The sequence below is a fragment of the Paenibacillus glycanilyticus NBRC 16618 genome, from assembly GCF_004000805.1.
In the GTDB taxonomy this organism is placed as follows: Bacteria; Bacillota; Bacilli; order Paenibacillales; family Paenibacillaceae; genus Pristimantibacillus; species Pristimantibacillus glycanilyticus.
In genome coordinates this window covers 152,325-165,676 of the sequence record NZ_BILY01000001.1, presented here as the reverse complement: position 1 = coordinate 165,676, position 13,352 = coordinate 152,325, and the positions used below count along the sequence as shown (strand labels likewise).

General features: G+C 48.9%; 12 protein-coding genes. 10 read left to right on the top strand and 2 right to left on the bottom strand.

What is annotated here, in order from left to right; translation table 11 throughout:
* Positions 1-37: 37 nt before the first annotated feature.
* The 6 genes from PGL01S_RS00615 to PGL01S_RS00590 all read left to right on the top strand — a co-directional run bounded on the left by PGL01S_RS00615 (position 38) and on the right by PGL01S_RS00590 (position 5,847).
* On the top strand, positions 38-1,030 hold the full coding sequence (locus PGL01S_RS00615; RefSeq protein WP_127490637.1) for a mannonate dehydratase: 993 nt from the start codon (positions 38-40) through the stop codon (positions 1,028-1,030).
* 186 nt (positions 1,031-1,216) lie between these two features.
* The gene (locus PGL01S_RS00610; RefSeq protein WP_127490636.1) at positions 1,217-2,173 is read left to right on the top strand and encodes a carbohydrate ABC transporter permease; all 957 of its coding nucleotides are present in this window, start codon (positions 1,217-1,219) and stop codon (positions 2,171-2,173) included.
* Complete coding sequence (locus tag PGL01S_RS00605; protein WP_127490635.1) at positions 2,170-3,006, top strand: carbohydrate ABC transporter permease; 837 nt, start codon at positions 2,170-2,172, stop codon at positions 3,004-3,006. The genes PGL01S_RS00610 and PGL01S_RS00605 overlap by 4 nt, the downstream gene beginning before the upstream one ends.
* A gap of 49 nt (positions 3,007-3,055) precedes the next feature.
* Entirely contained in the window at positions 3,056-4,378 is a 1,323-nt protein-coding gene (locus PGL01S_RS00600; protein WP_127490634.1) for an ABC transporter substrate-binding protein, read from the top strand.
* 132 nt (positions 4,379-4,510) lie between these two features.
* Positions 4,511-5,080 (top strand): SF0329 family protein, encoded by a 570-nt coding sequence (locus PGL01S_RS00595; protein WP_127490633.1) that lies wholly within the window; start codon positions 4,511-4,513, stop codon positions 5,078-5,080.
* Between the two features lie 167 nt (positions 5,081-5,247).
* Positions 5,248-5,847, top strand: a complete 600-nt coding sequence (locus tag PGL01S_RS00590; RefSeq protein ID WP_127490632.1) for a hypothetical protein — start codon at positions 5,248-5,250, stop codon at positions 5,845-5,847.
* A 47-nt stretch (positions 5,848-5,894) separates the two neighbouring features.
* Here the strand turns inward: PGL01S_RS00590 and PGL01S_RS00585 are convergent, their stop codons facing one another.
* Entirely contained in the window at positions 5,895-6,611 is a 717-nt protein-coding gene (locus PGL01S_RS00585) for a DUF421 domain-containing protein (protein ID WP_127490631.1), read from the bottom strand.
* A 109-nt stretch (positions 6,612-6,720) separates the two neighbouring features.
* Entirely contained in the window at positions 6,721-7,653 is a 933-nt protein-coding gene (locus PGL01S_RS00580; RefSeq protein ID WP_127490630.1) for a cation diffusion facilitator family transporter, read from the bottom strand.
* A gap of 264 nt (positions 7,654-7,917) precedes the next feature.
* On the opposite strand from PGL01S_RS00580, the gene PGL01S_RS00575 reads away from it, so the two are divergent.
* The 4 genes from PGL01S_RS00575 (at position 7,918) to PGL01S_RS00560 (ending at position 13,338) form a co-directional block, all read left to right on the top strand.
* Positions 7,918-9,516: a xylulokinase gene (locus tag PGL01S_RS00575; protein ID WP_127490629.1), complete on the top strand. Its 1,599-nt coding sequence runs from the start codon at positions 7,918-7,920 to the stop codon at positions 9,514-9,516.
* A 126-nt stretch (positions 9,517-9,642) separates the two neighbouring features.
* Positions 9,643-10,740 carry a GntR family transcriptional regulator gene (locus tag PGL01S_RS00570; RefSeq protein WP_127490628.1) on the top strand — a complete coding sequence of 366 codons (1,098 nt, stop codon included), beginning with the start codon at positions 9,643-9,645 and terminating at the stop codon, positions 10,738-10,740.
* Between the two features lie 97 nt (positions 10,741-10,837).
* On the top strand, positions 10,838-11,530 hold the full coding sequence (gene araD / locus PGL01S_RS00565) for an L-ribulose-5-phosphate 4-epimerase (protein ID WP_127490761.1): 693 nt from the start codon (positions 10,838-10,840) through the stop codon (positions 11,528-11,530).
* 200 nt (positions 11,531-11,730) lie between these two features.
* Positions 11,731-13,338, top strand: a complete 1,608-nt coding sequence (locus PGL01S_RS00560; protein WP_127490627.1) for a spore germination protein — start codon at positions 11,731-11,733, stop codon at positions 13,336-13,338.
* Positions 13,339-13,352 lie beyond the last annotated feature (14 nt).

Genomic DNA, 13,352 nt, shown 5'->3' with positions numbered 1-13,352 from the left:
GGGGGTTATTTACGATAATGAAGGAGTGTACAAGGTTATGAAACTAGCCGAGTTTTTCACTTCCCATCCGAACCAGCTATGGCATCTGGCGAAGCAGATGGGCGTCGATTACGCCGTTGGCCCGCTGCCGAAGGAAGATAACGGCATGAAGCCTTGGGATTATATGAACCTGCTGCACATGAAGCAGCGTTACGAGAATCACGGAATCCAGCTGCTCGTTATTGAATCGGCACCGCCAACCAATAAGATTAAGCTTGGCTTGCCGGGACGAGACGAAGAAATTGAATGGATGGGCCAGCTCATATCGAATATGGGCGCTCTTGGCATCCCGGTCTTATGCTACAATTTCATGGCGCAGTTCAATTGGTTCCGCACGTCGACAACGACGCGTACGCGCGGCGGAGCGCTTGTGTCGAGCTACGATCATTCCTTGATGCAAAGCGCGCCGCTTACGGAAGCGGGGATCGTAACGGAGGATCAATTATGGAACAACCTGCGATATTACTTGGAGAGAATTGTGCCGATTGCCGAGAAGGCGAAGGTCAAGCTGGCTTTGCATCCCGACGATCCACCTATAAGCCCGATTCGCGGCGTATCGCGCATTCTCCGGAATAGCGAGGCTTTGCAGCGCGCCATTGATCTCGTGCCAAGCGAATACAGCGGAATTACGTTATGCCAAGGCACGCTTGCGACCGCTGGCGAGCATATCCCGGATGTCATCCGCCATTTTGCGAATCGGAACAAGTTGTTTTTTGTGCATTTCCGCGACGTCGTGGGCACGCCGGACAAATTCCAGGAGACGTTCCACGATGACGGCAAGACCGATATGTACGAAGCGATGAAAGTGTATTACGAGGTTGGATTCGACGGACCGGCAAGACCGGACCATGTTCCGACAATGGAAGGGGAGGACAATGCGAATCCCGGCTACGAAACGCTTGGACGACTGTATGGCGTAGGGTACATTAAAGGGTTGATGGAGGCGGCCACGGCGGAACGAAGGGCGCTTGCGGGGAATCTGAACGGATAAGCAGGTTTGATAGGGAAGAAGCTATGCAAGCTGCGGCTGCATAGCTTTTTTGTGTTCGAAAGAGCTTTTTAAGGTCGCTTAAGAGTGTAAAAAAACAAACCAATTCATAAATCTATCGCATGTACACATGTAAGCGATTTCAATAGAATGAGCCTTATAGATGCTGTGAGGGGGGATGAACATGAAATGAAGGCTGAAGCTATGAATAAGCCGGCAACGGCAACAAAGCTGCGCTTGACGAAGAAGCTCAAAGGAACCAACGATAACAATCTGGCAGGCTACATATTCATTTCACCTTGGTTAATAGGCTTTTTATTGCTTACCGCATGGCCAATCATCCAGTCTTTTTATTTGTCCTTTACGGAGTATTCGCTGCTCGAGGCTCCGACCTGGACCGGTACGGATAACTACGCCAACATTTTCACTAACGATAACGATTTCAAGACATCGCTGAAAGTCACCTTTATCTTCGTGTTGTTTTCCGTCCCGCTGAAGCTTTTCTTTTCCTTAATGGTCGCGATGATGCTGAATAAAAATGTGAAGGGCATGAATCTGTACCGGACGGCCATCTATTTCCCTTCTCTCATTGGCGGTAGTATTGCCGTAGCGGCGCTGTGGCGCAACATGTTTAATCTGAACGGTTATTTCAATCATGTGCTTTCCTGGTTCGGCATTCAAGGCGTCGGATGGATAACGAATCCGCATACCTCGCTTGGGACTCTTATTCTGCTGAATACATGGCAATTCGGCTCTACGATGGTTATCTTCCTGGCCGGGCTGAAGCAGATTCCGGGCGAGCTTTACGAATCGGCGTCGGTTGACGGCGCATCGAAGCTGAGAAAGTTTTTCCACATCACGCTTCCGATGCTGTCGCCGGTCATGTTTTTCAACTTGGTGCTTGGCATTATCGGTTCCTTCCAAATGTTCACCTCCGCGTTTATCGTTACGCAGGGCGGCCCGATCAATTCGACGTATATGTACGCCCTGTTCCTCTACGAGAAAGCGTTTAAGCATTATCAAATGGGATATGCCTCGGCGCTTGCCTGGATTCTGCTCGTAATCGTGGCGCTGATGACCGCCATTAACTTCCTGGTATCGCGCTACTGGGTATTTTACGAGACGGACGGAGGGAAGCAAAAGTGAACAAAGCGCTTAAGAATCATAAGGTTGCCAGCCATCTGCTGCTGATTGCGTTCTCTCTCCTGATGCTTTACCCGGTTATCTGGTGGGTGGGCGCTTCGCTCAAAACGACGGCCGAGATGAGCTCGCCATCTATCTGGCCCTCAACGCCGATATGGGAAAATTACACCAAGGGCTGGCAATTCTCCCCTGAATTTACGTTTGGACGTTTCTTCGGAAATACGCTGCTTATGGAGTTCTGGAACGTGCTGGGAGGCGTTCTTACAAGCGCGATCGTCGCTTACGGCTTTGCCCGTCTGAACTTTAAGTTTCGCGGTGCGTTATTCTCGATCCTATTGCTTACGATGATGCTGCCGGGACAAGTGACGATTGTGCCGCAGTACATTCTCTACAATAAACTTCAGCTCATGGACAGTTACATACCTTTAGTTCTTCCTCATTTCTTCGGCGGCGGCGCCTTCTTTATCTTTTTGCTCGTGCAATTCATCCGAGGGATTCCGCGGGAGCTGGACGAAGCCGCCAAGATCGACGGTGCTTCCGTCTACGGTATTTTCTATCGGATTGTTTTACCGCTGATTAAGCCTGCCTTGGTGACCGTGGCGATCTTTACGTTTATATGGAGCTGGGACGATTTCTTCGCGCAAATGCTGTACTTGAATTCGGTTGGCAAGTTTACGGTTGGTCTGGCGCTGCGCATGTACGTGGATCAGTTCGAGATCCAATGGGGCAGGCTGCTTGCGATGTCGCTGCTTTCGGTTATGCCGTCCGTCATTTTGTTTTTCTTCGCGCAGAAGCAGTTCGTCGAGGGGATTGCAACGACGGGCTTAAAGGGATAACGGCATGGCGGATCCCGCTTAAAAATTACAAGGTAAAGGGGAAAAAAAGATGAAGCGAAGTGTTTACAAAGGATTCACGTTATTCATGCTTGCCGCCACACTGGGCTTGTCGGCTTGCGGGAACGGCGGCGCGAATAACGGGGAGGCGAATGCTTCAAACGCTGGCGGCAATGGCGCCTCCAATGCTCCGGTGAAGCTCAAAATCATGTGGCAAGGCGCGGATATCAGGCATCAGGCGATGTTGAAGACGCAGGAGGTCTATACGAAATTAAATCCATCGGTTACCTTCTCGCCCGAATACATGGCATGGGACGATTATTGGAAGAAGCTTCCGACATTGGCCGCTTCCCATTCGCTGCCGGATGTCCTTCATATGGACGGGGCATACATTCAAGAATACGCGACTAGAGGCACGCTGGAGGATTTATCGGATATCGATCTCACAGGCGTCATCGACGATAAAACGCTCGAAAACTTGAAAATCGGCGGCAAGCTTTACGGCATCCCGATCAGCCGCAATGCGCAAGGCATGGCGTTCAACAAGGAAGCGCTCGAGGCTGCCGGCATCGAACTGCCGAAGAAAGACTGGACGTGGGACGAATATTTCGACTTTGCGAGAAATGCCCGCGCCAAGCTTCCGGATGGCGTCTATCCGATCAGCGACACGGATACGTGGGATTTCTACCAGTATTATCAAATGTCATACGGCAAAGGCCGGATTATTCAAGAGGACGGCAAGAAGTTTAATCTGGACAAAGACCTGTTCATGAAATTCTACGGCATCCATGCGGAATTCCGCGAAAAGAAAATCGTTCCTCCTGCGGACATGGTTAGCGCATTTAAGGAGAACGACCCGCAAGCGGACCCGATGGCAAGCGGCAAAGTGATGACGCGGGGCGCAACGGTTGGTTCGGTAGGAGCGCTTGAGCAGTTAATGCCGGGAAAAATAGACGTCGTCAATCTTCCGGTAGGGCCGGAAGGCGGCGGATGGGCGCAGCCGACTATCTTCCTAAGCGTAAGCACCGATGCCAAGCATAAGGATGCGGCGAAGGCTTTCATCAAATGGTTCGTGACGGATCAGGAAGCCGGCAAAACGTATGGCACGAACTTCGGCATTCCGATCTACGACGAGATCTATGCAGCGCTTGAACCTACCTTGCAACCGAAGGAGAAGCTGGGCAAGAAATTATACGATACGTCGATTGATAAAGCCATGCCGTTCTCCCCGGCTGCCGCAGGGTGGACGGAGTGGGTAGACAACTACAAGAAAACGATGGATGCCGTTATGTACGGCCAGAAATCGATTGAAGATGCCTATAACGAGATTTCCAAGTCGGGCAACGCGATCGCAGAGAAGCAAGCCGCGAAATAATTATTTTCGAATACGAGTTAACGAAAAGGCGGCAAACCTATCCGGGTTTGCCGCCTTTTCGTTAACATTAGTGGGATTGAGGTGCATATTCCTGTATGATAGACAAGAAGTATTGAAATTTTGGAGGTTTACATGTCCTGGAGCAAAATGAAGCAGCAACTGGAGAGCTTTCTTAGTCCGGCGTTATCGGGGAGGGTCGAATACCGGTCAACCAGCTACCGTTATTTACCCGATAAAGCAGGGCTTTGTTATATAGCCGTAGATAAGAAGAACGTATTTAATATGAATGATGCAACTACATTGATCAGATGGTATCAGACCGAGCAGGAAATCAAGAATGACCCGTTGCTTCAAATTCCGATCAGCAAGGATGAGATTGAAGCCGTCAGAGCGGATACCAAAGGGCTTGTTCCGGAGGATCGTCTAAAGGTTATGGCAAGAGGCAGGAAAATCGGTGAGCTAGCAAAGGAGCTTTTGACGGCGCAGACATCCCTAAGCAAATCGAATTTTGTGTTTATAGCCAATAAATTTTTATCTCTTTCCATTGAAGAGAGCATGGAGAGCAAGGATATCTTATTGAATATCCTTGCGTTGATTGACAGAAGGGTCGGGAAAAAAAGGCTTCAAAACATGAGCGATACAATCAAGTTAAAGCATCCCGTCGTTCAGTATTTTTATGAATTGCGGCTTAGCGCGATGTGAGTATATGAAGCTTAACAATGGTTTAATCAGTAACCGATTACCGTCTCCTGCGGTGAACGGTTTTTTTTATGGAAACAGAAATAATAAGTGAATAATAAATTTTTAAGATCTTTTTAATACCTGCCTCCTATACTGAATCAAACGTTGAAGAGAGAAGGGGAATGCACATGAAACCTGGTCGTAGCGTATTTGTTCCCGCCGTAGTTGTGGCACTGGCAAGTCTTGCCTTGATCTTCTACGCATTTTTTGGCACAATCCATCAGGGCCCTCCCGGAATAAACCCTGAAGAAAGAGGCAGCGAAGGCCTATTCAAGACCATGGGAACGATTGCTGTCTGGTGCGCCGCCGTTAGTTACGCGTGGCTGCGATTGAAGCGCAAGCGCAAATCGCCGTCTCCTCTTGTGAAGAAGCTGGTCAAGCTATTTGACAAAGCGCATCGACTTGCCGGGTACGCCGTAATCGTCTTAATTGCTGCGCATGGCATCTATTTTTTGACGCAATCGAGAATAAAAGACGACACTTATACAGGTATCGCAGGATTTGCGCTGCTGCTTTCGTTAGGGATCTACGGTTTTCTAATCCGGCGCGTCAAGAACAAGCATTTGCGAAAAATTCATTTCTTGCTGGCAACCGCGTTTGCCGTTGTGGCTATTATTCATGCAGGCGGTTCTGCGATTATCGCGATACTCAGCACAATCGTGTTCTGGGGATTGGTCTGGTTGATTGAACGAAGGGCGGCCCAGCAGACCGGGAAGAGAGCAGCATAATCTTTCAGTGAACTCACGGCAGGCAGTTACGCCGTGAGTTCCTGGATTTACATATCTTTTGGACGATCTAATTGGTCTTGATAAAAATCAAAATACATTTTCCCATCCGTACCTCTTACAGCGTAAAACACATCGGTAAGAACATGTCCCTTCTTTTGCACAGCCTTTTCGATCATTTCAGTCTTAATATTTGCTTCATGCAAATGTTCGTAAATAAACTTGCCTTCTTTTATGAGTTCCACAGGAACGTTTATTGGTTTTGGCGGATATGCTTTTTCAACATTTAGTAAATGTAAATTAAGATGCCGATATTCTTTCTTTCTCAGAACGGAGAGTTTGCCGCTGTTTTCAAGTAAGGCATACTCAACTTCGGCAATGTCGAAAATCTCCTTCTCCCGGAGCATCTCGTTTAAGGAATCCAGTGTTAATTTGTTTTTCTTCATGTTTTCCTGAAGTAATACTCCTCCATCTACGACGACGGATGGTTTTCCAAATAACCATCTCTCCACATTTCTTCCTTTTAAAGATAAAAGACTAAGCAGCCACGAAGTGACAGTAAACACACCTAGTGAAATGACAAGATGGGATAGAACGATTTTCTCGTTAAACGCAATGTTCGCCGCTATGGCGCCTAGGATAATCGCGGTTACGAAATCGTGGCTATTCATGTTTGATAATGTTTGTTTGCCAATCAATCTTGTGATGATTAAAAGGAGGATAAAGGAAGAGATACTCCTTATAAAAATGACATAGTATTCAGACATTTAGCTCCTCCAAAAATTGTATTTAAATTAATTTTTCTTCAAGAGCTTTTATTTATTCAGGCACAAAAAAAGACCAGCCTATATGCTGATCTCAAGGTTTGTAGTTTCGTTAGGTTAAAGTCAAAAACTGTCGTCCGTATTCGCCATGATGATGAATGGCGGCATGCTCGATCTGGATGGTCGAGTGGACGATGCCGTATTTCTCCTTCAATAATTCGTTCAAGGCAAGCGTAATGCAATACGGCTGGGTATCCGAATGCGCAAGGACATGGGCGGTTAAGGAATAATGGTCCGTCGATATTGCCCACAGATGCATATCATGCACGTCCAATACTCCTGCTATGCTGCTCAAATCCCGGCGTATCGCCTCCAGATCAAATTGCTCCGGCACAGCCTCCATTAGAATAACATAAGACTCCCGGATAATTTTTGCGCCGCCGATCGCGATAATGCCGCCGATCACCATGCTTATAAGAGGATCGAATATAAGAATGCCAGTGGCTTTCATCAGAATGGCGGATACGATTACTCCCGCCGAGCTGAGCGTATCGCCTATGAAATGCCATAAAGCGCTTTTAACATTCAGGTTTTCTTCTTCTTTCGTGCTTCGATGAAGCAGCAAGGTGAGTACGACATTCACGACTAATCCGATCACCGCAATGCCAAGCATGAGCCCCATATTTACCGGCTCAGGATGGATTAGCCGCTGAACGCCTTCGTACCAGATGAACACGGCTATAGCCACTAGCGCAAGGCCATTCAAGAAGGAGGCCATAATCTCGAAACGCACGAACCCGAAGGTGTATTTGCTGGTAGGCTGCCGTGATGCCATATAGATGGCGAACATGCTTAAGCTAAGCGCAAGCACGTCGGATACCATATGCGCCGAATCGGAGAGCAAAGCTAGCGAACCAGACAATAAGCCGCCGATTATTTCAATTGCGGTAAAGATTGAGGTTAGCGTCAAGGTGAGCCACAGCGTTTTTTTGGATGTGGACTGCTCTTTTACATGCGGAAGATGATGATAGTCCCCTTTGTTCATGGCACTCACTCCTTTGTTATAGATTAGAATTATTATAAATAAGTAGTGTAGCTTAAGTATATGCCTTCCATAGCCAAACGTTCAAATGAACATTATATGGATAACGGAAGGAATTCTCATTCTCATAAACTTCTTCTCTATTTTCACAAAAACCTTCTCAACTTTCACATGTACATACAAGTTGCAATGATGTTATACTGTCTACAGACAAGTTAGATATGCTGGAATTCATACAAATTCATTAATCATAACGGAGGAACAAACATGAGTCTTGATGTGAGAGAGGCTATTAAGAACGGCAAAACGGTACTTGGAATCGAGCTGGGTTCAACCCGGATTAAAGCAGTTCTCATCGGGGAAGACAATACGCCGATTGCATCGGGCAGCCATGACTGGGAGAACAGCTACCTCCATAATATTTGGACGTACAGCCTGGAGGATATTTGGAAGGGCGTTCAAGACAGCTATCGGAAGATGGCGGACGATGTGAAGGAGCGGTATGGCACGGCTTTGCAAACCATTGGCGCCATCGGCTTTAGCGGGATGATGCATGGCTACATGGTGTTTGATCAGGCCGGCAATCAGCTTGTTCCTTTCCGTACATGGAGAAACAATATAACGGAGCAGGCTTCGGCTGAGCTGAGCGAATTGTTTGATTTCCATATTCCCCAGCGCTGGAGCATTGCCCATCTGTATCAAGCCATTCTGAATCAGGAAGCGCATATTTCCGATATTCATTTCCTGACGACGCTGGCAGGTTACATTCATTGGAAATTGACCGGGCAGAAAAATCTCGGCGTAGGCGAAGCTTCCGGCGTATTCCCGGTTGATATTCATACGGGAAGCTTTAGCGAGGTTATGATTAATCAGTTTAATGAGCGGATTGCGGCAAAAGAGCTTCCGTGGAAGCTTGAGGATATTTTGCCTCAAGTATTGGTTGCGGGCGAGCATGCGGGAGTACTGACTGAAGAAGGCGCGAAGCTTCTGGACGCGACAGGAGAGCTTCAGGCTGGAATTCCATTCTGCCCGGCAGAAGGGGACGCCGGAACCGGCATGGTTGCAACGAACAGTATCGCGAAGCGCACGGGCAACGTGTCCGCGGGAACTTCGGTATTCGCGATGGTCGTTCTGGAGAAGGAGCTGTCCAAGGCCTATGATGAAATCGACCTCGTTACGACGCCTACCGGCAATCTGGTTGCCATGGCTCACTCCAATAACTGTTCGTCGGATCTGAATGCATGGGTGGGCTTGTTTGACGAATTTGCCAAGGTTATGGGCCTGAATGCTGACGCCAACAAGCTGTACGGTACGCTTTACAATCTGGCACTGCAAGGCGATCCGGACGGCGGCGGACTGCTGGCTTACGGTTACCTCTCGGGCGAGCACATGACGCATTTCGAAGAAGGCCGTCCATTGTTTGTCCGTTCCTCGGAGAGCAACTTCAATCTGGCGAATTTCATGCGCGTTCATCTGTTTACGGCGCTTGGAGCGCTTAAGATCGGCATGGATATTCTTCTCAAGCAAGAAGAAGTCAAGCTTGACCAGATCCTTGGTCATGGCGGCTTGTTCAAGACCGAAGGCGTAGGGCAGAAAATTATGGCAGGCGCCCTAAACGTGCCGGTCTCCGTCATGGAGACGGCCGGCGAAGGCGGAGCATGGGGGATTGCCCTGCTTGCTTCCTATATGATAAATAAAGCAGAGAACGAGACGCTGGAAGACTTCTTGAATAAGAACGTATTCGCAGGCAAAGCCGGCTCGCAGGTTTCCCCTGATCCGAAGGATGTGGAAGGCTTTGAAGTCTTTATGAAACGGTATAAGACGGGACTTTCCATTGAAAGAGCCGCGGTTGAAAATTTGAAATAAGCCGTTATCTGGAGCATGCGGATAGAAAGAACGATTGGAGCCGGGAGTAGTATTTCCTGGCTCCGATTTGTTAATCTATACTCATATCGCAGAATCGTACAGACAAGCTAGCAAAGGGGCAAGTTCATGAAAGAAAAATCATTGCCGAAATACATTCAGCTCAAAAAAGAAATATTGGTATGGCTGGATACGGGGAAGCTGCAGCCCAATGAGCAGATGCCGTCGGAGAACGAAATATCCGAACAGTTCGGACTAAGCCGGCAAACGGTCCGCCAAACGCTTGGGGAGCTTGAGAAGGAAGGCAGGCTGTACCGCCTGCAGGGAAAGGGGACCTTCGTAGCGGATGCGCGGGAAAGCGAGAGCCGCGTGGAAACTCAGACGATAGGTCTCATAACGACTTATATTTCGGATTATATTTTCCCGCATATCGTCCGGGGGACGGAAGCGGCGATTCGCGCCAAAGGCTACCGGCTGCTGCTCTCCAGCACGGACAACGATAAGGGCAGGGAGCGGGAAAGCCTGTCGATGCTAACCAGCCAGCCGCTTAGCGGCTTGATCATCGAACCAACCAAAAGCGCGGAAGGGAACCCGAATCTCGCTTATTTTCTCGCGCTTAATAATCGGAGAATTCCTTACGTGATGATAAACGCCAGATATCCGGAAATCAGCTGTCCTTCTCTTGTTATTGACGATGAAGAAGGCGGCAGTACGGCTGCGCAGCATTTGCTCGAGCTGGGGCATCGCCGGATTGTCGGATTTTTCAAGACGGATGACCAGCAGGGCGTGCTGCGACTGAAAGGCTTCATGCGCGCGCATCAGCAGGAAGGCTGCCTGCTTCAGCCGGAATTTGTGGTGGCTTACCGGACGGAGGAGAAAGCGGAGAAGCCGATTGCGGAAGCGGCAAGACTTCTGGACCTTCCCGAAGAGGAACGGCCAACGGCATTTGTCTGCTACAATGACGAGCTGGCTCTGCAGCTGCTTGAGGTTATCCGCCAAGCCGGGTTATCCGTACCGCAGGATGTATCCATTGTTGGATTTGACGACTCCCCGCTTGCGACGGCATCCGAAGTGAAGCTGACAACCCTTGTTCATCCGAAGGCGGAAATGGGTGAGGATGCGGCAAGGCTGTTGTTCGAGCTGATCGAGAGCGGCGGCGCCATGATTCCGGAATCCAAAACCTACAAGCCAAGTCTGATTATTAGAGAATCTACCCGCAGGATGTAATGACAAGTCGTACGTTAAGCTAAAATAAATGTAGAAAACATGTACGTACAAGTGTATAATGACAATGAAAATGAGGATCGACGAAAGGATGAGCAGCATGCTGGAGCGGTTAAAGCAAGAGGTATTGGAAGCCAACTTGGATTTGCCCAAGTATGGTCTTGTTACATTTACCTGGGGAAATGTGAGCGGTATCGATCGGGAAAGCGGCCTTGTGGTCATCAAGCCTAGCGGCGTGCCTTACGATAAGCTGAAGCTCGAGGATCTCGTTGTTGTTGATCTTGAGGGGAATAAGGTGGAGGGCGAGCTTAAGCCATCCTCGGATACTCCAACCCATCTCGTCTTATATAAAGCATTTCCGCAGGTTGGCGGAATCGTGCATACGCATTCTCCTTGGGCAACAAGCTGGGCGCAGGCCGGCAGAGGGATTCCCGCGCTGGGAACCACGCATGCCGATTACTTCTACGGCGAAATTCCGGTTACCCGCGCCATGACGCGCGAGGAGATCGAAAGCGCTTATGAGCTCGAGACCGGGAACGTGATTGTCGAAACGTTTAAGGATAAAGATCCCATGATGATTCCAAGCGTGCTTGTGAACAGCCATGCGCCGTTTAACTGGGGCAAAGATCCGCATGAAGCCGTTCATAATGCGGTAGTGGTGGAAGAAGTCGCGAAGATGGCCCTTCATACTTATAATCTTAATCCAGACATTCAGCCGATGGATCAGGCTTTGCTCGACAAGCATTTTCTCCGGAAGCACGGGGCTAATGCCTATTACGGCCAGACCAAATAACGAAGATGAGAGCCCAAGACAATTTTCTTCTGGTTACAGAAGGGAATTGTCTTTTTTTTTGCATCCATCGTTCATGAGGCCACACCAAGCCTAGCCTTGTATATTTGAAGCCAAATTAGGAATATTATTCTTACATTGCCATTGGCCCTAGTCAGCGTTCCCGAAAGAATGAGTTAGAGTAATCAAAGGAATGATTATGGATGTTATCCTCTATTAAATCCCATATTCCGGGATGGAGTGTGTTTTTCCAGGCGCTAATTACTCTTGTCGTTCCCCTATTGATATACCGGATTTATAAGGCGCTGACCTCTTTAGCGGATGATAAGCTGGTCTCTTCAGGCGGGGCTGACTCTTCGGACGAAGAGCCGACTCATCCCATTTCCGCAAGTTACGATGCCAATATAGACGAAATCAGGAACACGATTGGGATAAACAGCGACGTTGTGATCCGCGAATTGACGATGGGAGACGCCAAGGTCCGCGCAGCTCTTATATTTGTTAAGGGCATGCAGGAGGATCAATTGCTAAAGATGGAGATTATGAGGATGCTGCGGGATACGGAGCCCGATCATCCTCTCCCGATTATTGAGCGATTGCCGACGAATGCGGCACATACGATCTCCACGATGGAGGAGCTTACGAAAGCCGTTTTATTCGGCTATTTGGCGCTCATGATAGATGGTCGCGATGAAGGCTTCCTGATTAATCCGCCTAGCGGACCTGCCCGCGATATAACGGAGCCGGTATCCGAATCTCTGCTGCGCGGCTCGCGTATTGGCTTTACGGAAGATATAAACGTCAATACCGCTATGCTGAGGAAGCAGGGAGTCACGGAAAACCTGCAAGTCCGAAGCTTTATGGTTGGCCACACGATTCAGAAGGAGCTGGCTATCCTTTATTTGGATCAAATCGTTAACCCGGATTTACTCCGGGAGGTTACCGGCCGGATTGAGAAAATAAAGCTCGATTTCGCCGCTGAGTCCGGTTATATCGAACAAATGATCGAGGATAATTATTTAAGCCCTTTCCAGCAAACGCAAAACACGGAGCGTCCCGACCGGGTGATCGCGGCGCTTCTCGAAGGCAGAATCGCGATTTTGCTGGACGGAACGCCGTTTGCGCTTATCGTGCCGGTCACCTTCAGCATGCTCCTGCAGTCTCCGGAGGATTATTTCGAACGCTGGATGCCCGGTTCCTTATTGCGTATTCTCCGCTTTCTGGCGGCCTTTATCGCACTAATGGCGCCATCCTTGTATATTTCCTTTATTTCGTTTCATCCGGGTTTAATCCCGACGGAGCTTGCTTTAACGATTATTGAGACGCGGCAGGGCGTTCCGTTTCCGGCCTTGATCGAGGTTCTGATTCTGGAAATTGCCATTGAAATATTGAGAGAGGCGGGGATTCGGCTGCCTAAGCCGATTGGGCCCGCAATGGGCATCGTTGGCGGTCTTGTTATTGGAGAGGCGGCTGTGAAGGCGGGCATCGTTAGTCCTTTTCTTGTTATCGTAGTTGCGGTCACGGCGATTTCATCCTTTTCGATCCCCATGTACAGCGCCGGGATTACGCTTCGGCTTCTCCGGTTCGTGGCTATGCTGTTTGCTTCGATTTTGGGCATGTTCGGAACCATCTTGTTCTTCTTGCTGATCTGTTGCCATCTGTCCAAATTAAAAAGCTTTGGCGTCCCTTATCTTACCCCGCTAACGCCATTCCGCTGGAGTGACTGGAAGGATTTCTTTGTGCGCGTGCCAATCTTCATGATGAAGAGAAGACCAAAGCTCATGAAAACGATGCAAAACAAACGCAGATAGAATCGAGGGAAAAC